This is a genomic window from Pseudomonas sp. B611 (assembly GCF_055407965.1).
The window spans coordinates 1-22,944 of the sequence record NZ_JBUZST010000019.1; the positions used below are offsets into that span (position 1 = coordinate 1).

20 protein-coding genes are annotated in these 22,944 nt (G+C 61.8%); 7 read left to right on the forward strand and 13 right to left on the reverse strand.

Annotated features, from left to right (window positions below):
- The coding region (locus ACZRMO_RS25630) for a hypothetical protein (RefSeq protein WP_463974690.1) at positions 1 to 372 on the forward strand (372 nt) is incomplete at its 5' end.
- A gap of 17 nt (positions 373 to 389) precedes the next feature.
- Here the strand turns inward: ACZRMO_RS25630 and ACZRMO_RS25635 are convergent.
- A complete protein-coding gene (locus ACZRMO_RS25635; protein WP_463974691.1) occupies positions 390 to 1,304 on the reverse strand; it encodes an acyltransferase in 915 nt (304 codons plus the stop codon).
- 255 nt (positions 1,305 to 1,559) lie between these two features.
- Between ACZRMO_RS25635 and rloA2 the strand changes: the two genes are divergently transcribed.
- The 4 genes from rloA2 to creD are packed head-to-tail and all read left to right on the forward strand — an operon-like array spanning position 1,560 to position 5,602.
- A complete protein-coding gene (gene rloA2, locus ACZRMO_RS25640) occupies positions 1,560 to 2,060 on the forward strand; it encodes a retropepsin-like aspartic peptidase RloA2 (RefSeq protein ID WP_124527179.1) in 501 nt (166 codons plus the stop codon).
- Positions 2,061 to 2,069: 9 nt separating this feature from the next.
- Positions 2,070 to 2,738, forward strand: coding sequence for a two-component system response regulator CreB (gene creB, locus ACZRMO_RS25645; RefSeq protein WP_463974692.1), 669 nt, complete (start codon positions 2,070 to 2,072; stop codon positions 2,736 to 2,738).
- Entirely contained in the window at positions 2,738 to 4,177 is a 1,440-nt protein-coding gene (gene creC, locus ACZRMO_RS25650; RefSeq protein WP_463974693.1) for a two-component system sensor histidine kinase CreC, read from the forward strand. Before creB ends, creC begins: the two co-directional genes overlap by 1 nt.
- A 51-nt stretch (positions 4,178 to 4,228) precedes the next feature.
- Positions 4,229 to 5,602, forward strand: a complete 1,374-nt coding sequence (gene creD, locus ACZRMO_RS25655; RefSeq protein WP_463974694.1) for a cell envelope integrity protein CreD — start codon at positions 4,229 to 4,231, stop codon at positions 5,600 to 5,602.
- Between the two features lie 174 nt (positions 5,603 to 5,776).
- On the opposite strand, the gene ACZRMO_RS25660 is transcribed toward creD, so the two are convergent.
- The 8 genes from ACZRMO_RS25660 to ACZRMO_RS25695 all read right to left on the reverse strand — a co-directional run bounded on the left by ACZRMO_RS25660 (position 5,777) and on the right by ACZRMO_RS25695 (position 14,807).
- The gene (locus ACZRMO_RS25660; RefSeq protein WP_463974695.1) at positions 5,777 to 6,406 is read right to left on the reverse strand and encodes a glutathione S-transferase N-terminal domain-containing protein; all 630 of its coding nucleotides are present in this window, start codon (positions 6,404 to 6,406) and stop codon (positions 5,777 to 5,779) included.
- Between the two features lie 135 nt (positions 6,407 to 6,541).
- Positions 6,542 to 6,724 carry a hypothetical protein gene (locus tag ACZRMO_RS25665; protein ID WP_463974696.1) on the reverse strand — a complete coding sequence of 61 codons (183 nt, stop codon included), beginning with the start codon at positions 6,722 to 6,724 and terminating at the stop codon, positions 6,542 to 6,544.
- Positions 6,721 to 7,815 carry a PepSY-associated TM helix domain-containing protein gene (locus tag ACZRMO_RS25670; RefSeq protein ID WP_463974697.1) on the reverse strand — a complete coding sequence of 365 codons (1,095 nt, stop codon included), beginning with the start codon at positions 7,813 to 7,815 and terminating at the stop codon, positions 6,721 to 6,723. The genes ACZRMO_RS25665 and ACZRMO_RS25670 overlap by 4 nt, the downstream gene beginning before the upstream one ends.
- A gap of 63 nt (positions 7,816 to 7,878) precedes the next feature.
- Complete coding sequence (locus ACZRMO_RS25675; RefSeq protein WP_463974698.1) at positions 7,879 to 10,317, reverse strand: TonB-dependent siderophore receptor; 2,439 nt, start codon at positions 10,315 to 10,317, stop codon at positions 7,879 to 7,881.
- Positions 10,318 to 10,521: 204 nt separating this feature from the next.
- On the reverse strand, positions 10,522 to 11,490 hold the full coding sequence (locus tag ACZRMO_RS25680) for a FecR domain-containing protein (protein WP_463974699.1): 969 nt from the start codon (positions 11,488 to 11,490) through the stop codon (positions 10,522 to 10,524).
- Entirely contained in the window at positions 11,487 to 12,005 is a 519-nt protein-coding gene (locus tag ACZRMO_RS25685; RefSeq protein ID WP_177059263.1) for an RNA polymerase sigma factor, read from the reverse strand. The genes ACZRMO_RS25680 and ACZRMO_RS25685 overlap by 4 nt, the downstream gene beginning before the upstream one ends.
- A gap of 175 nt (positions 12,006 to 12,180) precedes the next feature.
- Positions 12,181 to 12,888, reverse strand: a complete 708-nt coding sequence (locus ACZRMO_RS25690) for a 3'-5' exonuclease (RefSeq protein ID WP_463974700.1) — start codon at positions 12,886 to 12,888, stop codon at positions 12,181 to 12,183.
- On the reverse strand, positions 12,885 to 14,807 hold the full coding sequence (locus ACZRMO_RS25695) for a putative nucleotidyltransferase substrate binding domain-containing protein (RefSeq protein WP_463974701.1): 1,923 nt from the start codon (positions 14,805 to 14,807) through the stop codon (positions 12,885 to 12,887). Before ACZRMO_RS25695 ends, ACZRMO_RS25690 begins: the two co-directional genes overlap by 4 nt.
- Before the next feature lie 246 nt (positions 14,808 to 15,053).
- Here ACZRMO_RS25695 and ACZRMO_RS25700 point away from each other — a divergent pair, with 246 nt between their 5' ends.
- Entirely contained in the window at positions 15,054 to 15,500 is a 447-nt protein-coding gene (locus tag ACZRMO_RS25700) for a response regulator (RefSeq protein ID WP_017738467.1), read from the forward strand.
- A gap of 175 nt (positions 15,501 to 15,675) precedes the next feature.
- On the opposite strand, the gene ACZRMO_RS25705 is transcribed toward ACZRMO_RS25700, so the two are convergent.
- The gene (locus ACZRMO_RS25705) at positions 15,676 to 17,853 is read right to left on the reverse strand and encodes a malate synthase G (protein ID WP_463974702.1); all 2,178 of its coding nucleotides are present in this window, start codon (positions 17,851 to 17,853) and stop codon (positions 15,676 to 15,678) included.
- Between the two features lie 266 nt (positions 17,854 to 18,119).
- Here ACZRMO_RS25705 and ACZRMO_RS25710 point away from each other — a divergent pair, with 266 nt between their 5' ends.
- Positions 18,120 to 18,632 carry a glycine cleavage system transcriptional repressor gene (locus ACZRMO_RS25710; protein WP_124527166.1) on the forward strand — a complete coding sequence of 171 codons (513 nt, stop codon included), beginning with the start codon at positions 18,120 to 18,122 and terminating at the stop codon, positions 18,630 to 18,632.
- Between the two features lie 223 nt (positions 18,633 to 18,855).
- Here ACZRMO_RS25710 and rarD read toward each other — a convergent pair whose 3' ends face one another.
- From rarD to ACZRMO_RS25725, 3 genes are all read right to left on the reverse strand, one after another.
- Positions 18,856 to 19,740, reverse strand: a complete 885-nt coding sequence (gene rarD, locus ACZRMO_RS25715) for an EamA family transporter RarD (RefSeq protein ID WP_124527165.1) — start codon at positions 19,738 to 19,740, stop codon at positions 18,856 to 18,858.
- 143 nt (positions 19,741 to 19,883) lie between these two features.
- Complete coding sequence (locus ACZRMO_RS25720; RefSeq protein WP_124527164.1) at positions 19,884 to 20,858, reverse strand: serine/threonine protein kinase; 975 nt, start codon at positions 20,856 to 20,858, stop codon at positions 19,884 to 19,886.
- 171 nt (positions 20,859 to 21,029) lie between these two features.
- Positions 21,030 to 22,928 carry a PhoX family protein gene (locus tag ACZRMO_RS25725; protein ID WP_463974703.1) on the reverse strand — a complete coding sequence of 633 codons (1,899 nt, stop codon included), beginning with the start codon at positions 22,926 to 22,928 and terminating at the stop codon, positions 21,030 to 21,032.
- Positions 22,929 to 22,944: the final 16 nt, after the last annotated feature.

A 22,944-nucleotide genomic window follows, 5' to 3' on the forward strand; every position in this document is an offset into this window, starting at 1 on the left:
GATGGTATTTCTTTGGTGATGGGAAAGAACGGCCAGCCAGAACAGGTCAAGATGGCAAAAGAACTGCCTGCCGACTCAGGTCCGGATCGCGATGGTATTTCTTTGGTGATGGGAAAGGACGGCCAGCCAGAACAGATCTCTTCTACCGAAGCACAGCGCCTGGAGTCGCAAGCGTCGGGTTCAGTCGAGGCCAAGTCTGACAAAGTAGTTTCATACCTTAAAGAGTTCCTGGAAGCTGGCGCGACAGGAAACAATGCCGAACAAGCCTTGAAAGGTTTGCGAGATGCTATGCAGCACCTTTTTGATGATATAGCCAACAACCCTGTTCAGGTCCGAAAGGCTCTGATGAATAGCATACGTTCGCAGGCTTGAACGCTGGTTTAAAAACGCTAAGGCTCTTGGGCTTGATGACTGCTCCCGATGCTTTTATTTGAAAGTTCTTGAATACGCAGGTCCTTCTCTTTCCAGAGCTGGTTCACCCAGCTCTGGACGGTCTGGCGAAACGCCGGATCGTTCTCGTAATCCCCCTGCCACAACGTCGGGTCCAGTTCTCGGGTGCGGATATCGATGATCACTTTCGGCACTGCGCCGCTGATCAAATCCCAGAACCCCGGAATCTTCGCCTGTGGATAAACCACGGTGACGTCGAGGATCGCATCCAACTGTTCACCCATCGCCGCCAGCACGAACGCCACGCCGCCCGCCTTGGGCTTGAGCAAATGGGCAAAGGGTGAAGATTGCTGTGCCCGTTTTGCCTCGGTAAATCGCGTTCCTTCCAGATAATTGACCACCGTCACCGGCTGGCGCTTGAACAGTTCGCATGCCTGCTTGGTGATCTGCAAATCCTGCCCCGCCAGCTCCGGGTGCTTGGCCAGGAACGCCTTGCTGTAGCGTTTCATGAACGGGTAATCCAGCGCCCACCACGCCAGGCCGAGGAAGGGCACCCAGATCAGTTCTTTTTTCAGGAAGAACTTGAAGAACGGCGTGCGCCGATTGAGAGCCTGGATCAGTGCGGGGATATCCACCCAGGATTGGTGATTGCTGATGACCAGGTAGGACGTGTCGGTGCGCAAGTCGCCGCCACCGCGAATGTCCCATTGGGTGGGGATGCACAGCGCGAAAATCAGCTTGTCGATCTCGGCCCAGGTCTCGGCGATCCACATCACCGCCCACGACATGTAGTCGCGCGAGCGGCCGGGGGCGACCAGTTTGAGCAGGGCAAACACCATCAACGGACCGATCAGGACCAGGGTGTTGAACAACAGCAGCAGGGTGACAAAACAGCCGGTGAGCAGGCGGCGCATAGGTAACTCTTCGGATCTTGTGGACGGGCCATGATAAGCAAGGTGAGTCTAGAGGCCAAATCGCAAAGCGCCTGACGAATGTGATCGTTCCCATGCTCTGCGTGGGAATGTAGCCTTGGACGCTCCGCGTCCGATCTTGCGGGCGTGACGCGGAGCGTCACAGGAGGCATTCCCACGCGGAGCGTGGGAACGATCCAACTAAGTAGCGCTTTTGCGGTCTAGAATCCGCCTACTTCTTTCCGAGGACATCCCTTCGTGAAACTGTTACTTGCTGCGTTCGCCCTGGTTGCCGTGCCCGTCATGGCTGCCGAACCGACCCTCTACGGTCGCTACGAATACATCCAATTGCCGGAGATCGGCGAAACGTTCAAGGCCAAGATGGACACCGGCGCCCTCACGGCCTCGCTGTCGGCGCGCAACATCGAGACCTTCCAGCGTGACGGCGACGACTGGGTGCGCTTCCGCCTCGGCGGCAAGGACGCGTCCGACAAGGTCTACGAGCACAAAGTCTCGCGCATCAGCAAGATCAAGAGCCGCGCCGACGAAGACGACGACAAGGATGAGGCCACCGTGGCCAAGCGCCCGGTGATCGACCTGGAAATGTGCCTGGGCAACGTCAAGCGCACCGTCGAGGTCAACCTTACCGACCGCAGCAGCTTCAACTACCCGTTGCTGATCGGCGCCAAGGCCCTGCGTGAATTTGGCGCAGCGGTGAACCCGGCACGTCGTTACACTGCGGACAAACCGGACTGCTGACAGACCAAAATGCCCCACATCCTGATTGTCGAAGACGAAGCGGCGATAGCCGACACGCTGATATTCGCCCTGCAAGGCGAGGGTTTCACCACCACCTGGCTGAGCCTTGGCCAGGAGGCGCTGGCCCATCAGCGCCAGGCCCCGGCCGACCTGATCATCCTCGACATCGGCCTGCCCGACATCACCGGCTTTGAAACCTGCAAGCAACTACGCCGTTTCAGCGAAGTGCCGGTGATGTTTCTCAGCGCCCGCGACGGTGAGATTGACCGCGTAGTGGGCCTGGAGATTGGCGCCGACGATTATGTGGTCAAGCCCTTCAGCCCCCGGGAAGTGGCGGCGCGGGTCAAGGCGATTCTCAAACGCGTCGGCCCCGGTGTGGCGCCAGCGGTGTTCCAGGTCGACCTGGAACGCATGCAGATCAACTATCGCGGCCAGCCGCTGAGCCTGACCCGCCACGAATTCCGCCTGCTGCAAAGCCTGCTGGAACAGCCCGAGCGGGTGTTCAGCCGCGAACAGTTGCTGGACGCGGTCGGTGTGGCGGCGGACGCCGGTTACGAACGCAATATCGACAGCCATATCAAAAGCCTGCGCAGCAAGTTACGCAGCGTGGCGGCGGAGGCCGAGCCGATCCAGACCCATCGCGGCCTCGGCTACAGCTACAGCCCGAGCCACAGCTGATGCGCCTCGGGCTGCGGATCTTCCTGGTGTATGCGCTGTTTATCGGCCTCACCGGCTATTTCGTGTTGAGCACGGTGATGAAGGAAATCCGCCCCGGCGTGCGCCAGTCCACCGAAGAAACCCTGGTGGACACTGCCAACCTGCTCGCCGAGATCCTGCGCGATGACGTGAAAAACGGCACCCTCGGCCAAAGCCATTGGCCCGAATGGCTCAAGGCCTACGGCAATCGCCAGCCGGGGGCGACCATCTGGGGCCTGCCGAAAAACCAGGTCAACCATCGCATCTACGTGACCGACGCCAAGGGCATCGTGCTGCTCGATTCCACGGGCGAAGCGGTGGGCCAGGACTATTCCAAATGGAACGACGTGTACCTGACCCTGCGCGGCGAGTACGGTGCGCGTTCCACCCGCAGCGCGGAGGACGACGCCACCTCGTCGGTGATGCACGTTGGCGCGCCGATCCGTGATAACGGCCAGATTATCGGCGTGGTCACCGTGGCCAAGCCCAACAGTTCGTTGCAGCCCTATGTGGACCGCACCGAGCGCCGCCTGCTGTGGTACGGCGCCGGGCTGGTGGTGCTGGGCCTGTTGCTCGGGGCGTTGTTGTCGTGGTGGCTGACGGTCGCGTTGCGCCGCCTCACGGCGTATGCCGAGGCCGTCAGCGAAGGCCGCCGTGCCGAGTTGCCGCATTACCGTGGCGGCGAGTTGAAGCAGTTGTCCACCGCCGTGGAGCACATGCGCACGCAGTTGGAAGGCAAGGCCTACGTCGAGCATTACGTGCATACCCTGACCCACGAATTGAAAAGCCCGCTGGCGGCGATTCGCGGCGCGGCGGAGCTGTTGCAGGGCGATATGAGCCGTGAGCAGCAGCAGCGGTTTGTCGGCAATATCGACAGCGAAAGCGCGCGCTTGCAGCAGTTGATCGAACGCCTGTTGAACCTGGCGCAGGTGGAGCAGCGCCAGGGCCTGGAAGAACAGGCGAGCATCCCGCTGGCGGCGATGGTCGAGGACATGCTCAAGGCGCAATGTGCACGGATCGAACGCGCCGGCTTGCAGGTGGAACAGTCGATTGCAGCGGATGTGAAGGTCTACGGCGAGCCGTTCCTGTTGCGCCAGGCCCTGGGCAACCTGCTGGACAACGCCTTGGACTTCACGCCTGCGGGCGGCACCTTGACGTTCAGCGCGCACGCGCAGCACAACGACGTGCACATCAGCGTGTTCAACCAGGCGGCGCCGATTCCCGACTACGCCCTGCCACGCCTGAGCGAGCGTTTCTACTCGCTGCCACGCCCGGCCAGCGGGCGCAAAAGCACCGGCCTGGGCCTGAACTTCGTTGAAGAAGTGGTGAAGCTCCACGGCGGCACCTTGCAGATCGGCAACGTGCCCGGCGGCGTGCAGGTGGTGCTGCATCTCCACACAGTCTCCACATTGCCCACATAAACCCCCCACACAGGCTGCCCAGACTCGCCCCATCAAAACAGGGAGAGTCCCATGAACCGCAGTCTGCTTTTCAAACTGGGCGCGATTGCGCTGCTGATGCTGGTATTGCTGATTCCATTGCTGATGATCAACGGCATCATCGGCGATCGCCAATACACTCGTGATGCAGTGCTGGAAGATATTGCCCGCAGTTCCAGCTACAGCCAGCGCCTCACCGGCCCGGTGATGGTGGTGCCTTACCGCAAGACCGTGCGCGAGTGGAAGCTCAATGAAAAGCTCAACAAACGCTACGAAGTCACCCGTGAAGAACGTGGTCGTCTGTATTTCCTGCCGGACCGTTTTGAACTCGACGGCAAGGTGCAGACCGAACTGCGTGCACGGGGCATCTACCAGGCGCGGCTGTTCCATGCCGACAACCGCATCAGTGGGCGCTTCGAGTTGCCCGCGCAATGGGGCATTACCGAAGACTTCGCCGATTACCGCTTTGATCCGGCGTTTCTGGCGGTGGGTATCAGCGATATTCGCGGCATCGAAAACGCGCTGAAACTGGAGCTGGGCAGCCAGCACCTGGACTTCGAACCCGGCTCCCAAGTGGACTGGCTGGGGGAAGGCGTGCACGTGGCGTTGCCACAACAGGACAGCAAAAAGCCCTACGTCGTGGACTTCGCCTTCGACCTGCGCCTGCAAGGCACCGAGCAGTTGCAAGTGGTGCCGGTGGGCAAGATCAGCCAAGTGTCGCTTGCGTCCAATTGGCCGCACCCGAGCTTTATCGGCAACTTCCTGCCGGCCCAACGAGACGTCACCGATAGCGGCTTTACCGCCAACTGGCAGACCACCTTCTTTTCCACCAACCTCGAACAGGCGCTGCAAAGTTGCCTGGACGGCCAGGGCTGCAAGGATTTCACCAATCGTAGCTTCGGCGTGAACTTCATCGACCCGGTGGACCAGTACCTCAAGAGCGACCGGGCGATCAAATACGCGCTGCTGTTTATCGGCCTGACCTTTGCCGGCTTCTTCCTGTTCGAAGTGCTGAAGAGCCTGGCGGTGCACCCGATCCAATACGCGTTGGTGGGCTTTGCGCTGGCGTTTTTCTACCTGCTGCTGTTGTCGCTGTCCGAGCATATTGGCTTCGCCCTGGCCTACCTCATCTCTGCCAGTGCCTGTGTGTTGCTGATTGGCTTCTACGTCTGCCATGTGCTGCGCAGTATCCGCCACGGGCTGGGCTTTTCGGCGGGGTTGGCGGCGTTGTATGGCTTGCTCTACGGGCTGTTGAGTGCCGAGGACTACGCGCTGTTGATGGGCTCGCTGCTGTTGTTTGGCTTGTTGGGTACGGTGATGGTGCTGACACGCAAACTGGACTGGTATGGCGTGGGCAAGCGCAAGGCGGTGGAACCGTTGCAGTTTGACCTGGAGGCGGTGCAATGATTGGGTTAAGGGAAGATCAGCAGATGAAGGCGCGGCTAGTCAACTTCCTCAACCACGCCACTGGACAATGTGGGAGCGGGCTTGCTCGCGAATACGGTCTATCAGTAACGAATTCATTAACTGACCCACAGCTTTCGCGAGCAAGCCCGCTCCCACATTGGTTTGGTGTGAATGTTAGATGGGTGGCTGGGTCTCAAGCATCGAAGGACGCTGGCTGACCTCGGCGTACCAGGCGGCAAGCTGCGGGTTATCGAGGCGCCATTGCAGGTCCGGATGGCGGAAATCCAGGTAACCCAACGCACACGCCACACTGATCGCGGCAATATCGAAGTGGCTGGCCAGCTCCGCAATCGCGTCCGCTTCCAACTCGGCGACACTGCGGCGGATCTTGTTGCGTTGCTCGTCCAGCCACTGGTCCCAATGTTTTTCCACCGGGCGCATGGCGGTTTCGTAGCGCACCAGCACGGCGGCATCCATGATGCCGTCGGCCATCGAGGCCAGGGTCAGGCGGCGCCAGCGGGCCGAGCCGTCGCGGGGGATCAGCGGGTTGCCGACGTGCTGGTGGTCGAGGTAGTCGAGGATCACCCGGCTGTCGTGCAGCACCGAACCGTCGGCCAGGCGCAGGGCCGGGATCTTGCCCACAGGGTTGCCTTGCAGCACGTGCTGGTCGGGCTGGATCGGTGTCGGCAGGGTGGCTTGCAAGGCCACGCGATCCTGCTGGCCGGTTTCGAGCAGCAGCACGCGGACTTTGCGCACGAAGGGGGAGGCGGGGTTGTGGAACAAGGTCATGGTGGACATGGGCATTCCTCAAGATGGGCTGGGGCTAGCCTAGAGGCATTGGTGGTGTTTTTGAAGGCCTCATCGCGGGCAAGCCCGCTCCCACATTTTGAATTGTGAACACCACCCAATGTGGGAGCTGGCTTGCCTGCGATGAGGCCCTTAGCCCCGCCGCTTAAACAACCCCCAACCACCAATCACAGCCGGCACCCCCAACCCCACCCAACTCAACGAATCCCACCAGCCATCCCCCAGCAATGCCGCAAACAAGCCCGCCGCACTGAGCACGCCAATCCCCAGCGGAATCGCAAACACCTTCCAGAAACTCGACTGTCTTGGCTTCATGTCTTACGCCTGACGATCCACAGATAAACCCCACTGCCCAACACGATGATGGTCAGCACATCCAGCACCGCCCACAAGATCTTCATCGGCATACCGCCATAGTCGCCAAAGTGCAGGGGCTGGGACATGCCCATGGCGTCCATGTACCACGGCCGTTCGGCGATGGCAGTGACGGCCAGGGTGCTGGCGTCGATCAGCACCGGCGTGAGCAGGTGCGAGGTCAGGTGGGTGCTGCCTTTCATGAACACCGCATAGTGATGCTCACTGGAAAACCGCGTGCCGGGGAAGGCGATAAAGTCCGGCTGCATGCCGGGCGCGGCCTTGGCGGCGATGGTCAGCAGCTCGCTGGCCGGTGCGCGTTGGGTCAGCGGCGGCGCGTGTTTGTACGGCTCGATCATGGCGCTGAGGCTGTCCTGGCGCCAGGCGGCGATGATCAGGTCGGCGCAGGCGCTGATCACGCCGGTGACGCCCACCACCAGCGCCCAGGTCAGGGTGACCACACCGAGCAGGTTATGCAGGTCGAGCCAGCGCAAGCGCGTGGATTTGTCCTGGCGCACGGTGGCGAACTTCAGGCGACGCATGAACGGCAGGTACAACACCGTGCCCGAGATAATCGCCACTACAAACAGAATGCCCATGAACGCCAGCAGCAACTTGCCCGGCAACCCGGCGAACATATCCACATGCAGGCGCAGCAGGAACAGGGTGAAACCGCCATTCGCCGACGGCATCTCCACCGCGTCACCGGTACGCGCATCCAGCATGAAGGTGTGGGACGAGTTGGGCTCGGTGCCGGCGGTGGCGGCCATGATCGCAATCACGCCGTTCGCGTCGTCCTCGTCCCAGGCCAGGTACTGCATGGCTTCGCCAGGGCGATGGGCCTGGGCCTTGGCCACCAGCTGCTCCAGGTTCAGCTGCGGCGTGTCGGCGGGCATGTGCGCCAGCTGCGGCTCGTTGCCCAGCAGATGGTCGATCTCGTGGTGGAACACCAGCGGCAGGCCGGTGAGTGCGAGCAGCAGCAGGAACACCGTGCAGATCAGACTGGTCCAGGTGTGGATGAAGGACCAGCGGCGGATGGTTTTGCTTTTCATCACGGCTCCAAGGCAAAAAGGGCCGCAGTTCAGGCGGCCCTTCGTCAGCGGTTTTTCACCGTCTTAGAATTTGTAATTCACGCTGGCGACCACGTTACGTTGGTCGCCGTAGTAGCAGTAGTAACCATCGCAGGTGGACAGGTAGTCCTTGTTGAAGATGTTCTTTGCGTCGACCGCGACGGTCACCCCTTTTAGGGTGTTGTTCACGCGGCCCAGGTCGTAGTGCACCGATGCGTCGTACACGGTGTAGGAGCCGACATGGCCCAAATCGGTGTTGGTGGCGTTGCCGTAGGTGTCGCCGACGTAACGCACGCCCGCACCGATGCCGAAGCCGTCCAGCAGGCCGCTGTGCCATGTGTAGTCGGCCCAGCCAGTGGCTTGGTTGCGTGGCAGTTGGTTCATGCGATTGCCTTTCTCGGCGGCAGCACCTTCGATGATTTCACTGTCATTGTAGGTGTACGAGCCCACCAGCTTGAGGCTTTCGGTGACGTCGGCACTGGCTTCCAGTTCAAGGCCGCGAACGCGCACTTCACCGATCTGGCGGGTGATGCTGCCTTCGGTCACGGTGGAGTTCTGCTGGGTCAGGTCAAACACCGCAGCGGCAAACAGTGCCTTGGTGCCCGGTGGTTGGTATTTGACACCGGCTTCGTATTGCTTGCCTTCGGTTGGCTTGAACGTTCCGGTGCTTGCCACTTGAGTGCCCGTACCGGCCTGGAACGATTCGGCGTAGGACAGGTACGGCGTGATGCCGTTGTCGAACACGTAGCTCAGTGCCGCATTGCCGCTGAAATGCTTGTCACGCTGGGTGTTGGTGGCGTCATTCAGGTTGTGGAAGGTAGTGCCGGTATGCACCCAGTCCTCACGCCCGCCGAGGGTCAGGCGCCAGTTGTCGAGGGCCATCTGGTCCTGGACGTAAAGGCCGGTCTGCTGGGTCTTTTGGGTGTAGTCGTACATGGTGAAGTACTGGACTTTGGAAAAGTCCTGCCCATACACCGGGCGGTTGAAGTTGATGGTCGGTACACCGGCCGAACCCCACAGCCAGCGCGCATCGCTATCGGAACGCTGATGGTCGAGGCCCAGTAGCAACGTGTGGCTTACAGCGCCGGTCTGGAAGTCGGCCTGGAAGTTGTTATCCACAGCGAACTGACCAATATTTTCATCGACCTTGCCGGCTGAACGAGTGACGTTGCCAGCGTCGTCTACCGCGAGTTCCGGGCCGTTTGGATAGAACGCGCCGCCTGCCGTGATGCCTTGGAACGACAGATCATTCTTGGTGTAACGCAGGTTCTGGCGGAACTGCCACGTGTCGTTCAGACGCGTTTCAAAGGCATAGCCTAGCGCGTAGTAGGTGCGGTCATAGAATTCCCAATCTGGATCACCGAGGTTCTTGTGATGGGAAATCTTGCCGGCGGGGGAGCTGAGCTTGGTGCCTTGCAGTGGCAAGAACTGCCCGGTGATCCCGGTATCGTCGCGGGTGAACTGGGTGAGCAGCGTCAGCTTGGTGTCGTCGTTGATATTCCAGGTCAGGCTGGGGGCGACGTTGTAGCGTTTGTCCGGGATGTGATCCACGGCGGTATTGCTGTCGCGCACGACGCCGCTGATGCGGTAGAGGAACTGGCCCTCGTCATCGATCTTTCCGGTGCTGTCGAAGTTGATCTGCTTGTGGTTGTTGCTGCCGGCCTGCACTTCGATTTCATTCGAACGTTCGGCTTGCGGTCGACGGCTGACCATATCCAACAGGCCGCCTGGAGGGGTTTGCCCGTAGACCGACGACGCCGGGCCACGCAGGACGGCAATCCGTTCCAGGTCCCAGGTGTCGATTTTTGGTGTGGCGTAGTTGCCTTTCGGCAATGGCAGACCATCGAGGAATTGTGTCGGCACAAAACCGCGCACCAGCAACCAGTCACTGCGTGAGTCGGAACCGTAGCCGCTGCTCTGCACGCCAGCGGTGTAGCGCAGGGCGTCGTTGAGGTTGAGTACGGAGCGGTCTTCCATTTGTTTGCGGGTGATGACCGAGACCGAACGCGGCAGTTCGGCAATCGGTGTATCGGTCTTGGTGCCGGCAGCGGTGCGTGTTGCGACATAGCCGTCCGCTGGGCCCCATGCGCTTTCATAGCTACCTTGACCGGTAATATTGGTCTCCGGCAACGCCACTACCCCTTCCGGGATCGCCACCAGCGTGTACGTCCCGGCGCTGCTCTGCTCCAACTGCAAGCCCGTGCCACGCAACGCCTCGCGCAATGCGCCGGGTGCATCGAACTGGCCTTTGACCGGGGCCGAGGTTTTACCTGCAGCGAGCGACGGGTTGAGGGTCAGCGCCAGGCCAGCCTGGCTGGCAATCTGGTTCAAGGTACTCGCCAGGGGAGCCGCCGGCAGGTTGTAGGCGCGCACGCTGGAGGCCTGTTCGGCGGCGATCAGCGGAGTGCTGGCCAGCGGGGCGCTGAGGGCGATGGCCACGGCTAACAGGCTGGGGCGCAACAGGGTGTCTAGCGTGCGGGACATGGGGCGGCTCCTGAATGGAAATATTTCTCAATTGCCTAGGTGCCGAACGAGAATCGAAAAGTGATAGGGCTGGGTGAAAATATTATTGGCTGAAACACCGATCGTTCCCACGCTCTGCGTGGGAATGCCTCTTGTGACGCTCTGCGTCATGCTTTGGGACGCGGAGCGTCCCGGGCTGCATTCCCACGCGGAGCGTGGGAACGATCAAGGCTTGGCGCCGACAGTCACCCACCACGGCGTGTGCTGCTCGATCTGCACCGGCAACGTCGGCAGCAGCGCATTCAGCGCCAGGGTGGTGTCATGCAGCGGGAAGCTGCCGGTAATGCGCAGGTCCGCCACATCCTTATCCACACCCAGGTGCCCAGTGCGGTAGCGCGCCAGTTCCGCCACCACATCACCCAGGCGCGCGTTGTCCACCACCAGCATGCCGCGCGTCCACGCATCGGTGGCGGGCGTGACGGCCAGCGTTGGGCCCAGGCCGTCGCTGCGCATCAGCACCTGCTGGCCTTCCTTGAAGATCTGTTCCTGCGGCAACGCTTCGGGCTGGGCGCCGACGGCCGATTGCAGCACGCTCAAGCGCGTGGCGTCTTCTTCGCGCCTGACGATAAACCGCGTGCCCAGTGCCCGCAGGCTGCCGTCACGGGTCTGCACATAAAACGGCCGCGCATCGTTGTGGCCGGTTTCGACGAGGATTTCGCCTTCCTGCAACACGATCAACCGGCGCTTTTCATCGAAGCGCACGTCGATGGCGCTGTGGGTGTTGAGGTTGATCAGGGTGCCGTCCGCCAGTTTCAGCGTGCGCTGCTCGCCGGTGGCGGTGCGCTGGTCGGCCAGCCAATAGTGGATCGGCACATAGCGTTCCCCGGCAAACAACGCCAGGCCAATGACCACGGCGATACTCGCCAAACCACTGCCAAGCTTGCGCACCCGCTGGCGAATGCCCTCGCGTGACTGCAATAAGGCTGCCCGTGCCGGGCCCGAGGCCGCGCTGAAACGCTGGTCGAGCATGCCCAGTTGGCGCCAGGCGCGGGTGTGTTCTTCGTCGCTGGCCAGCCATTTGTCGAATTCCTCGCGCTCAACCGGGCTGCCATCCCCCGAATCGAGGGACAGCTGCCAGGCAATCGCCGCATCCAGCACACGGGCCGATACCGGTTTGGAACTGATCACGCTCACAGCGGCTCGCCATACAGGGCGATGTAGCACTGGCGAATGCCCTGGGCCAGGTACTGGCGCACACGCGGCACCGACACGCCGAGGCGCTGGGCGATTTCGGCGTGGCCCAGGCCATCGAGGCGGTTATAGAGGAAGGCGGCGCGGGCCTTGCTCGACAGCTTGCCGAGCAGGCGGTCGATGGCCTTGAGGTCTTCGAGGATCAGTTGCTGCTCTTCCGGCGACGGGTGTTCGCTTTCCGGGATCAGCATCAGTTCGGTGAGGTAGGCCTGTTCCAGGGCGGCGCGGCGGAAGTAGTCGAACAGCAGGCCCTTGGCGATGGCCACCAGGAACGCCCGGGGTTCGCGGGGTTCGCGCAGCTCGTCACGGCCCAGCAGGCGCATGAAGGTGTCCTGGCTCAGGTCTTCGGCGCGGCTCGGGCACGCCACGTTGCGCCGTAGCCAGGCCAACAGCCAGCCACGATGGTCGCGATACAACGCGCCAACAAGCTCACTGTGTGGGTTCTGGATCGACGACAAGGCATCACCTGGCAAACAAGATGTTTAAACTAACGAGAATTATTCGCGATTGTGTCAGAGGCGTCGGGTGGGCGCAATTGGCGTCTGTCGGCTGATCTCGGCCGATCGTTCCCACGCTCGGTTGATCGTTCCCACGCTCCGCGTGGGAATGCCTCACCGGACGCTCCGCGTCCCCCTAAAAAGACGGCGCCTGTTTACGCCGTTTCCATTGGCTCAAACGCTCGTGCAGCGCTTGCGGCGTGTCGATGTGCTGCTGGCGCGCGCGGCTGAACAGGATCAGCATCAGCTCGGCCGTGGCCAGGGCATCGGCGCTGGCGTGATGGCGTTCGCCCACGTGCAGGTTGAAGTGGTGGATCCAGTCATCCAGCCCGGCTTCGCGGATATGCGCCTCGGGGCACAGCAGCGGGGCGATGTCGGCCACATCCAGGAACGGGTGAGCCAGGCGATAGCCGAGGCTGTCCTTGAGCGCCCGGCACAGCATGTGTTGATCGAACGACGCATGGAACGCCAGCAGCGGGCTGTCGCCGACAAACGCCATGAAGTCCAACAGTGCTTCCACCGGATCGCTGCCGGCGGCAATCGCGCTGGGGCCGAGGCCGTGGATCAATACGCTGGGGCCTGGCTTGGCTTCGGCCCGTTGCAAGGTGCGCTCGAACATCTGCGAGAAATCCACAGCGCCGTCCTCGATCACCACCGCACCGATGGACAGCACCTGGTCGCGGTTGAGGTTCAGGCCGCTGGTTTCCAGGTCCACGACCACCCAGCGCTGGTTGCGCAAGGTGTCCGTTCCTAGTGCGGCGGGCGTGGGCAACTGCGCCAGACGTTGTTGTTGTGTGGGGGCAAGCCGTGGTTTTTTCGCACGTAACCAGCTGAATAGGCTCACAGCTGATACCGCAACGTCAGGCTGCTTTGCAGGCGCTGGGCCTGGCGCAGGGATTCGCGCAGGATGCGCCGGTCGAGGTGGTTGAGGCTGTCGGGGTCGACGCGGTTGGAGTAGGGCTGGTTTTCCCGGGTCTGCAACTGGTGCTGCTGCATGCGGGTCTGCTGGATGAAGTGATAGGCCTCTTCATAGGCGGCGCCGTCCAGCGGCTCGATGACTTCCTTGACCACCAGTTGGCGCAGGCGCTCCAGGGTGTTGTTGGCGTGGATGCCATTGGCCAGGGCCAGCAGGCGCGCCCCGTCGACGAAGGGCGTGAGGCCCTGCACCTTGAGGTCCAGCGTGGCCTTTTCGCTGCCTTTACGTGACAGCACAAACTCGCGGAAACGCCCTACGGGCGGGCGCTGGCGCAAGGCGTTCTCGGCGAGCATGCGCTGGAACAAGCGGTTATCGGCGACCTGATCGAGAATGCCCTGGCGCAGTTGCTCACAGCCGCGTTCATCGCCCCACACCACGCGCAGGTCGAAATAGATGCTGGAACCCAGCAGGTTCTCCGGCGTGGCCTCGCGGATAAACGCCGCAAAACGCCGCGCCCATTCGCCCCGCGACAGGCACAGCTCAGGGTTGCCGGCCATGATATTGCCCTTGCACAGGCTGAACCCGCAGAGCGCCAGGCTCTGGTTGATCTGCTGCGCCAGCGGCAATAGCAGGGCGCGGATCTGCGCGGCTTCGGCGGCGTCCTTGGCGTCGAAGAGGATGCCGTTGTCCTGGTCGGTGTACAGCGTCTGCTCGCGGCGGCCTTCACTGCCGAAACACAGCCAACTGAACGGCACGCCGGGGTCGCCTTTTTCCGCCAGGGTCAGCTCGATCACCCGGCACACGGTGTGATCGTTCAACAGCGTAATGATGTGAGTGATCTGGGTGGACGACGCGCCATGGGCCAGCATGCGTTCGACCAACTGGCCGATCTCGCCGCGGATCGCCACCAGGTTTTCCACCCGGGGCGCGTTGCGGATGGTGCGGGCCAGGTGCACCAGGTCCACGCGTTGCAGGGAAAACAGATCGCGCTCGGACACCACGCCACACAGGCGCTGGTCTTTCACCAGGCAGACGTGGGCGATGTGCCGTTCGGTCATGGCAATCGCCGCGTCGAAGGCGCTGTGGTCCGGGGTCAGGTAGAACGGCGCCTGGGTCATGTGGCCGGCGATTGCCTGGCTGAAATCGCTGACACCGTCCGCGACCACGTGGCGTAGGTCGCGCAGGGTGAAAATCCCCAGGGGCGCCTTTTGTTCGTCAACGATCACAATGCTGCCGACCTGTTGCTCATGCATCAGCGTCACCGCCTCGCGCAACGGCGTGGTCGGGCTGCATGTCACCGGATGGCGCATGGCCAACTCGCCGAGGCGGGTGTTCAGGGAATATTGGGTGCCGAGGGTCTCCACGGCTTTTTGTTGGACCTGCTGGTTGACCTGGTCCAGCAAGCTGCTCACGCCCCGTAGGGCAAAGTCGCGAAACGCGCTGGAAAGGGCGAACAGCTTGATAAACGCCGGCTTGTTCAACTGTAGGCAGAAGGTGTCTTCAGCGGCTTTATGCTCGGTACGGGTGGCGCGCTCGCCCAATAGCGCGGCGAGGGGGAAACATTCGCCGGTGGTGATTTCGAAGGTGGTCTCGGCCGAGTCTGGCCGTTCGCCGACCACACGGCCCTGCTTGACGATGTAGAAGTGTTCCACCGGCCCGCCCGACGGTTTGAGGATGCTCTCGCCGGGGCCGAAGAAGCGCAATTGGCACTGTTCCACCAGAAACGCCAAATGCGCGTTTTCCATCTGGTTGAACGGCGGGAAGCGTTGCAGGAACTGCAAGGTGCCGTGAATGTTCTGCAACACAGCAGTTTTCCCCGCCTGGGCGAAGGCATCAGCTTTACTCATAACAGTGACCGCAATTTTATTGTCGTTATCGTCCTGCATGGTCGGCTCCTGCGGGTCGGGTGCCCATTGGACGTAAGTCTAGGTCCCGGGAATCGTTGTAAACCTAGGGAAAAACCTTATATGAAGATTGTGCAAAACCCGTAGAACGCCCACTAGGCAAACTTTCCGACGAAGTGCACATTGTTCGCCCTTCCGCAGATGTCTGACGAGTGTGCTGGGAGATTGATGAGAACTGCTGAGAACCGTATGTCCGACCACGATATTTTGAGTGATGCCGAGCGCGAGGCGCTGAGCGCCGTGATGCTGGAGCCTGATTTACCGCCGCAACGGGTGTTGATCGTCGATGACGACAAGGACGCCCGTGAACTGCTGGCGGAAATCCTCGGGCTGGACGGTATTCGCTGCATGACCGCCGAGAGCGGCGAGGCGGCGTGGGCACTGTTGCAGTCCAGCGGTTCCATTGGCCTGCTCATCACCGACCTGCGCATGGCACCCAGCAACGGGTTGGAGCTGATCCGCAAGGTGCGCGAGTCCACGCGGGCGGCGTTGCCGATCATCATCATGTCGGGGGACGCCGAAGCGCTGGATGTGATCGATGCGATGCATTTGAGTGTGGTGGATTTTTTGCTCAAGCCGATTGATAGCGTGAAGTTGGCGAAGATGGTTAAGCGGGAGTTGGGGATGGCGGCCTGATTTTTGTGCTGACTGGGCGGGCCCTATCGCAGGCAAGCCAGCTCCCACAGTTGACCGCGTATATCCTGTAGGAACTCGGTCAACTGTGGGAGCTGGCTTGCCTGCGATGAGGCCGCCACAGTCACCACAACTCCCCAAAAAAAAGCCCCGGTCTCTCGACCAGGGCTTTTTTCATTTACAGGCCATTCTTAGCCTTGAACTCCCGACGCCGACGGTGCAACACCGGCTCGGTATAGCCATTCGGCTGCTTGGTCCCTTCAATCACCAACTCCACCGCTGCCTGGAACGCGATGTTGCTGTCGAAATCCGGTGCCAGTGGGCGGTACAACTTATCCCCAGCGTTCTGACGGTCTACCACCGGCGCCATGCGCTTGAGGCTTTCCAGCACCTGGGCTTCGTTGACGATGCCGTGGCGCAGCCAGTTGGCGATGTGCTGGCTGGAGATGCGCAGGGTGGCGCGGTCTTCCATCAGGCCGACATCGTTGATGTCCGGCACTTTCGAGCAGCCGACGCCCTGGTCGATCCAGCGCACCACGTAGCCAAGGATGCCCTGGGCGTTGTTGTCCAGCTCATTGCGGATTTCTTCGTCGGACCAATCGGTATTGGTCGCCAGAGGAATGGTCAGGATATCGTCCACCGACGCGCGTTCACGCGTGGCCAGTTCGGCCTGGCGGGCGAAGACGTCGACCTTGTGGTAGTGCAACGCGTGCAACGCAGCGGCGGTCGGCGACGGTACCCAAGCGGTGTTGGCGCCGGCCAGTGGGTGGGCGATTTTCTGTTCGAGCATCGCCGCCATCAGGTCGGGCATCGCCCACATGCCTTTACCGATCTGCGCACGGCCTTGCAGGCCGGTGCTCAGGCCGATATCGACGTTCCAGTTCTCATAGGCGCCGATCCATTTTTCGGCCTTCATCGCCGCCTTGCGCACCATGGCGCCGGCTTCCATGGAGGTGTGGATCTCGTCGCCGGTACGGTCGAGGAAGCCGGTGTTGATAAACACCACGCGCTCGCTGGCGGCCTTGATGCAGGCCTTGAGGTTGACCGTGGTGCGGCGCTCCTCGTCCATGATCCCGACTTTCAGGGTGTTGCGCGGCAGGTTCAGCACGTCTTCGATGCGGCCGAACAGCTCGTTGGTGAACGCGGCTTCTTCCGGGCCGTGCATCTTGGGTTTGACGATGTACACGGAACCGGTGCGGCTGTTCTTGCGGCTGCTGTTGCCGTTGAGGCTGTGGCTCGCCGCCAGGCTGGTGACCAGGCCGTCGAGGATGCCTTCCGGCACTTCGTTGCCGTCTTTGTCGAGGATCGCGTCGATGGTCATCAGGTGACCGACGTTGCGCACGAACAACAGGGAGCGGCCGTGCAGGGTCACGTCCTGGCCATTTACGCCGGTGTAGACGCGGTCGGCGTTCATGGTGCGGGTGAAGGTCTTGCCGCCCTTGGCCACTTCTTCGGCCAGGTCGCCCTTCATCAGGCCGAGCCAGTTGCGGTAGATCACCACTTTGTCATCGGCATCGACGGCGGCGACGGAGTCTTCACAGTCCATGATGGTGGTCAGCGCGGCTTCCATCAGCACGTCTTTTACGCCGGCGGCGTCGGTCTGGCCGACCGGGGTGCTGGCGTCGATCTGGATTTCGAAGTGCAGGCCGTTGTGTTTCAGCAGCACGGCGGTCGGTTGTGCCGCGTCGCCATGGAAACCGATCAGTTGCGCATCGTCGCGCAGGCCGCTGTTGCTGCCGCCCTTGAGGCTGACGATCAGCTTGCCGTCGACGATCTTGTAACCGGTGGAGTCGACGTGGCTGCCGGCGCTGAGCGGTGCGGCTTCGTCGAGGAAGGCGCGGGCGAAGGCAATTACCTTGTCGCCACGCACTTTGTTGTAGCCCTGGCCCTTTTCGGCGCCGTCGGCTTCGCTGATGGCATCGGTGCCATACAACGCGTCATACAACGAGCCCCAACGCGCATTGGAGGCGTTGAGGGCGAAGCGCGCATTCATCACCGGCACGACCAGCTGCGGGCCGGCCATGCGGGCGATCTCGTCGTCGACGTTTTGGGTCGTGGCCTGGAAATCCGCGACTTCTGGCAGCAGGTATCCGATATCTTGCAGGAAGGCCTTGTAGGCCACCGCGTCGTGGGCCTGGCCGGCGTGGGTCTGGTGCCAGGTGTCGATGCGCGCCTGGAAATCGTCGCGTTTGGCGAGTAGGGCTTTGTTCTTCGGCGCCAGGTCATGGATGACCTTGTCGGCACCGGCCCAGAACTGCTCGGCAGTAATGCCGGTGCCGGGAATGGCTTCGTTGTTCACGAAGTCGAACAGGACTTTGGCGACCTGCAGGCCACCGACTTGAACGTGTTCAGTCATTGCTTGCCTCACTCTGCACAGCTTAAGCGCTTTTTAGATTTTCATTATGTAGTGCCAGGTTGCGCATACTACATGATGACTTGCGGTTGTGAAAATTAGACTAAATACGTCGTTTAGCGACCCACTTTGGTCGTACGGTCACAGCGGAGAACGGGATGTTCTCAAAAAACCATTGGATTGTTCCAGATAAATATAAAAATGGTACACGATTTGTTTTCGGTGGCTGCCGAGTCCACCTTGTAGATTGAATTCCAGAGGGCATCGCCATGGACCATCTTGTACTCACAATTATCGCCGCCGACAAACCCGGCCTGGTTGAACGCATCGCGCAGAACATCGCCGCCCACGGCGGCAACTGGCTGGAAAGCCGCATGGCCCACATGGCCGGGCAGTTTGCCGGGATCCTGCGGGTCAGTGTTCCCACCGAAAACCGTCAGGCACTGGTGGGCGCGCTGGAGGACTTATCCACACACGGCATTCGTGTTCTGGTGGGCGAGGGCAGCAGCGGGCAGGCGAGCGCGTCCAAATCGATCATGATGACGCTGGTGGGCAATGACCGTTCAGGCATCGTGCGCGAGATCACCGCGCTGCTGAGCAAGCAAGGAGTGAACCTGGAGAGCCTGAGTACCGATGTACGCCCGGCGCCCATGAGCGGCGACCCGCTGTTTACCGCCGAGGCGCTGTTGCAGGTGCCCGCGGCGCTGTCCCTGGATACCTTGCAGTTATCCCTGGAAACCCTGGCCGATGACTTGATGGTGGAACTGCACCACGAGGAATAATCTGCCCACAAGGTTATGCATGGAAATCTTGCATAGGCCTGTGGATAACCTGTAGAGACCCGGCGCCAGGCCACGCCGGCCGGGCTTCTTCGCTGTTTGAGCAAAAAACGAGCAATTTCAAGCGCTTGTGCACAAATGGCGGGGATCAGGTTGTGGATAACCTTGGGGTGGATGTCTGCAAGCCAAGCCCGCTGTGGCTTGCAGAGGTTTGTACGTTATTTGATCAGCGTTTGCGCACGCTCAGCCACGCATCCACGCTGTAGACCACCAGGCCAGCCCAGATAAAGGCGAAGGCAATCAGCGTGCTCGGTGCCAGGTGTTCACCGAACAGCAGCACGGCTTCCAGCAGGACCAAGGTCGGCGCTACGTACTGTAAAAAGCCCAATGCGGTGTAGGGCAAATGCCGTGCGGCGGCGTTGAAACATACCAATGGGATCAGCGTTACCGGGCCTGCCGCCACCAGCCACCAGGCTTCGGATGTGCTCCAGAACTCTAGTTGTGCACTGTGGGCGGTCGGATTGAACAACAACCACGCCACGGCAATCGGTACCAGCATCCAGGTTTCCACTACCAGCCCGGGCAGTGCCTTGACCGGCGCCTGCTTGCGGATCAAACCGTAGAAACCGAAGGTCAGCGCCAGCACCAGCGACACCCACGGCAAACTGCCCACCTGCCACACCTGTTGCGCCACACCCACCGCGGCCAGTGCGACCGCCGCCCACTGCAAGCGACGCAGGCGCTCGCCGAGGATCAGCATGCCCAGCAGCACATTCACCAACGGGTTGATGTAGTAACCCAGGCTCGCTTCCAGCATGCGCCCGCTGTTCACCGACCACACATAGGTCAGCCAGTTACCCGCAATCAACGAACCGCTGAGGGCCAGGATCGCCAGGCGCTTGGGGTTGTCGCGCAGTTCGCGAAACCAGCCGGGGTGTTTCCACACCAGCAGCAGCAAACCGCCGAACAGCGCGGACCACAACACGCGGTGCACGATGATTTCGGCGGCCGGGACGCTGGCGATGGCTTTGAAGTAGAGCGGGAACAGACCCCAGATGACATAGGCACTCAGGCCCAGGATGTAACCCTTGCGGGGGTTGGCGGCGTGCATTGCAGAATCCTTGCTTAGGCAGCTATCAAAGCGCGATTGTAAGGTGAAACGCCGATCGTTCCCACGCTCTGCGTGGGAACGCCGGGGCGGACGCAGAGCGTCCAGGGATGCATTCCCACGCGGAGCGTGGGAACGATCAGTGGTCAGAAGAGTTTTAGGGGTTCTTCGTTGAGGGCTGACAGCTGCTCACGCAACGCCAACACCTGGTCGCCCCAGTAACGCTCACTGCCAAACCACGGGAAGCTGTGGGGGAACGCCGGGTCGTCCCAGCGTCGGGCCAGCCAGGCGCTGTAATGCATCAGGCGCAACGCGCGCAGCGGTTCGATCAGGGCCAATTCGCGCGGGTCGAAGTCGTGGAATTCCTGGTAGCCGTCCATCAATTCCGACAACTGCCCCAGGCATTCCTGACGGTCACCGGCGAGCATCATCCACAGGTCCTGCACCGCTGGGCCCATGCGGCAGTCATCCAGATCGACGATATGGAACATCTCGTCGCGGCACATCATGTTGCCGGGGTGGCAATCGCCGTGCATGCGGATGTTCTTGTGCGGCGTGGCCTTGTACACCTCTTCCACGCGCTTGAGCAGGTCGCGGGCCACGGACTCGTAGGCCGGCAGCAGGCTCTTGGGGATGAAGTTGCCTTCGAGCAGGGTGTTGAGGGAGTCGTGGCCGAAGTTCTTCACACCCAAGGCTTCACGGTGTTCGAACGGGCGGGTGGAACCCACCGCGTGCAAGCGGCCCAGCAGTTGCCCGAGGCGATAGAGCTGGTCGAGATTGCCCGGCTCCGGCGCACGACCACCACGGCGGGGGAACAGGGTGAAACGGAAACCTTCGTGTTCGAACAGGCTTTCGCCGTTGTGGATCAGCGGCGCGACCACCGGCACTTCGCATTCCGCCAGTTCGAAGGTGAAGCGGTGTTCTTCGAGGATCGCTTCGTTGGTCCAGCGCTGCGGGCGATAGAACTTGGCGATCAGCGGTTCGGAGTCTTCGATGCCCACCTGGTAAACACGGTTTTCGTAGCTGTTGAGCGCAAGGACGCGCGCATCGCTGAGGAAACCGATGCTTTCGACCGCGTCGAGGACCAGGTCGGGGGTGAGTGTTTCAAACGGATGGGCCATGCGAACTCCTGCGCGCAGCAGGGCGCCGCGTCCGGCCGGGTATGGTAACAGCATAGATAGGCGGTGGCTGTGCGGACGCCTTCGCGGGCAAGCCCGCTCCCACATTTGACCGAGTTCCAGCATAGGAATGCGGTCAACTGTGGGAGCTGGCTTGCCTGCGATGAGGCCCTATCAGGCGCCGACTATCCCACCATCATCCCGCCGAATCGCCATCACCGACGAGCGCGGCTTGCCATTCGGCAAATGCTCCGGCCACGTCGAGCCGCCGGTTTCCCCTGGATGCTGGATCCCTACAAACAGTGTCGTCTGATCCGGCGAGAAGCTGATGCCTGTCACCTCACACGCCACCGGTCCGACCATGAAGCGGCGGATTTCCCCAGTGGCCGGGTCGGCACACAGCATCTGGTTATTGCCCATGCCGGCGAAATCGCCTGCGTTGCTGTAGTCGCCGTCTGTAAGAATCCACAAGCGCCCGGCCTTGTCGAAACCCAGGCCATCAGGGCTGTTGAACATGTTCTGCGGGTTGATATTTGACGAGCCACCTTTCGGCGTACCGGCATGCACGCCGGGGTTGCCGGCCACGACAAACAGGTCCCAGGTGAACGTGTGGGCGCCGTGGTTATCAGCGTCGGCCTTCCAGCGCAGGATCTGGCCGTAGACGTTTTTCTCCCGTGGGTTGGGCCCGCCCACTGGCTGGCCGTCTTCGCCGCGCTTGGCGTTGTTGGTCAGGGTGCAATAGACCTGGCCGTCGGTGGGGCTGACCACGATCCATTCCGGGCGGTCCATGCGCGTGGCTTTCACCACGCTGGCGGCGAGGCGCGCGTGGATAAGCACCTCGGCCTGGCTGGCGAAACCGCTGCTGGCGTCGATGCCGTTCTTGCCATGGGTCAGCTCGACCCATTGGCCGGTGCCCTTGGGGTGGTCGGCGTTGCCGTCGCCGGCGTCGAAGATCGCCACATACAAGGTGCCGTGGTCCAGCAGGTCTTTGTTGGCCTTGGGGTTCTTGTGGTTGATCTTGTCGCGGCTGACGAACTTGTAGATGAACTCACCGCGTTCGTCGTCGCCCATGTACACCACGGCGCGGCCGTCGCGGGTTTCGGCCAGCGCCGCGTTTTCGTGCTTGAAGCGGCCGAGGGCGGTGCGTTTGACCGGGGTGGACTTTGGATCGAACGGATCGATTTCCACTACCCAGCCGTGGCGATTGAGTTCGTTGGGATTTTTAGCAAGGTCGAAGCGCGGGTCGTGCTGGTGCCAGTTGATCTCTTTGCTGGCGGCCACGGCGCCGTAGCGCTTTTGCCCGGCGTCGAAGGTTTGTTGTGGGTTGCTGCTGCCGAAGCAGTCGGTGAAGTTCTCTTCACAGGTCAGATAAGTGCCCCATGGCGTCTTGCCGTTGGCGCAGTTCTGGAAGGTGCCGAGGGCTTTGGTGCCGGTTTTGTCGGCGGCTGTTTTCAGCCAGGCGTGGCCGGCAGCGGGGCCGCCCAGGCGGATCGGTGAGTTGCCGTGAATGCGCCGGTTGTAGCGCGAGTCCTGGACGAATTGCCAGGTGTCGCCCTGGCGCCGTACTTCGATCACCGACACGCCTTCGCTGGCCAGGGCCTTGCGCACTTCTTCGGCCGATTGCGGCGCGCCGCCATGGGCGAAGAGGTAGCGGTAGTTGGTGTATTCGTTGTTGATCGCCATGAGCGCGCGATTGTCGTCGCCGGGGAAGGCGAACAGGCTCATGCCGTCGTTGTGGTCACCGAATTGCTGTTCCTGGGCCTCGGCCGTGCCGTTGCCGGACGGGTCGAAGGCCGGCGCCGTCTTGCTCAGCGGTTGGCCCCAGCTGATCAGTACCGAAGCGCTGTAGCCGGGCGGCAAGGTAATGGCGTCGCTGGTGGCGGCGGCGATGCTGGTGAAACCCAGCAACGGGCTGGCGGAGGCGGCGTTGACGGCGAGTGCGCTGCGGCTCAGCAGGTTGCCGCCGAGGAACATCGCTGCGCCGCACAGGGCGCCGGCGCCGATAAAGCGGCGGCGGGTGAGGCCGACCATCTGTTCAAGGTCGGTGGCTTGGTTTTCTTCTAATAGGCTCATCTCAGGCTCCCTGCGG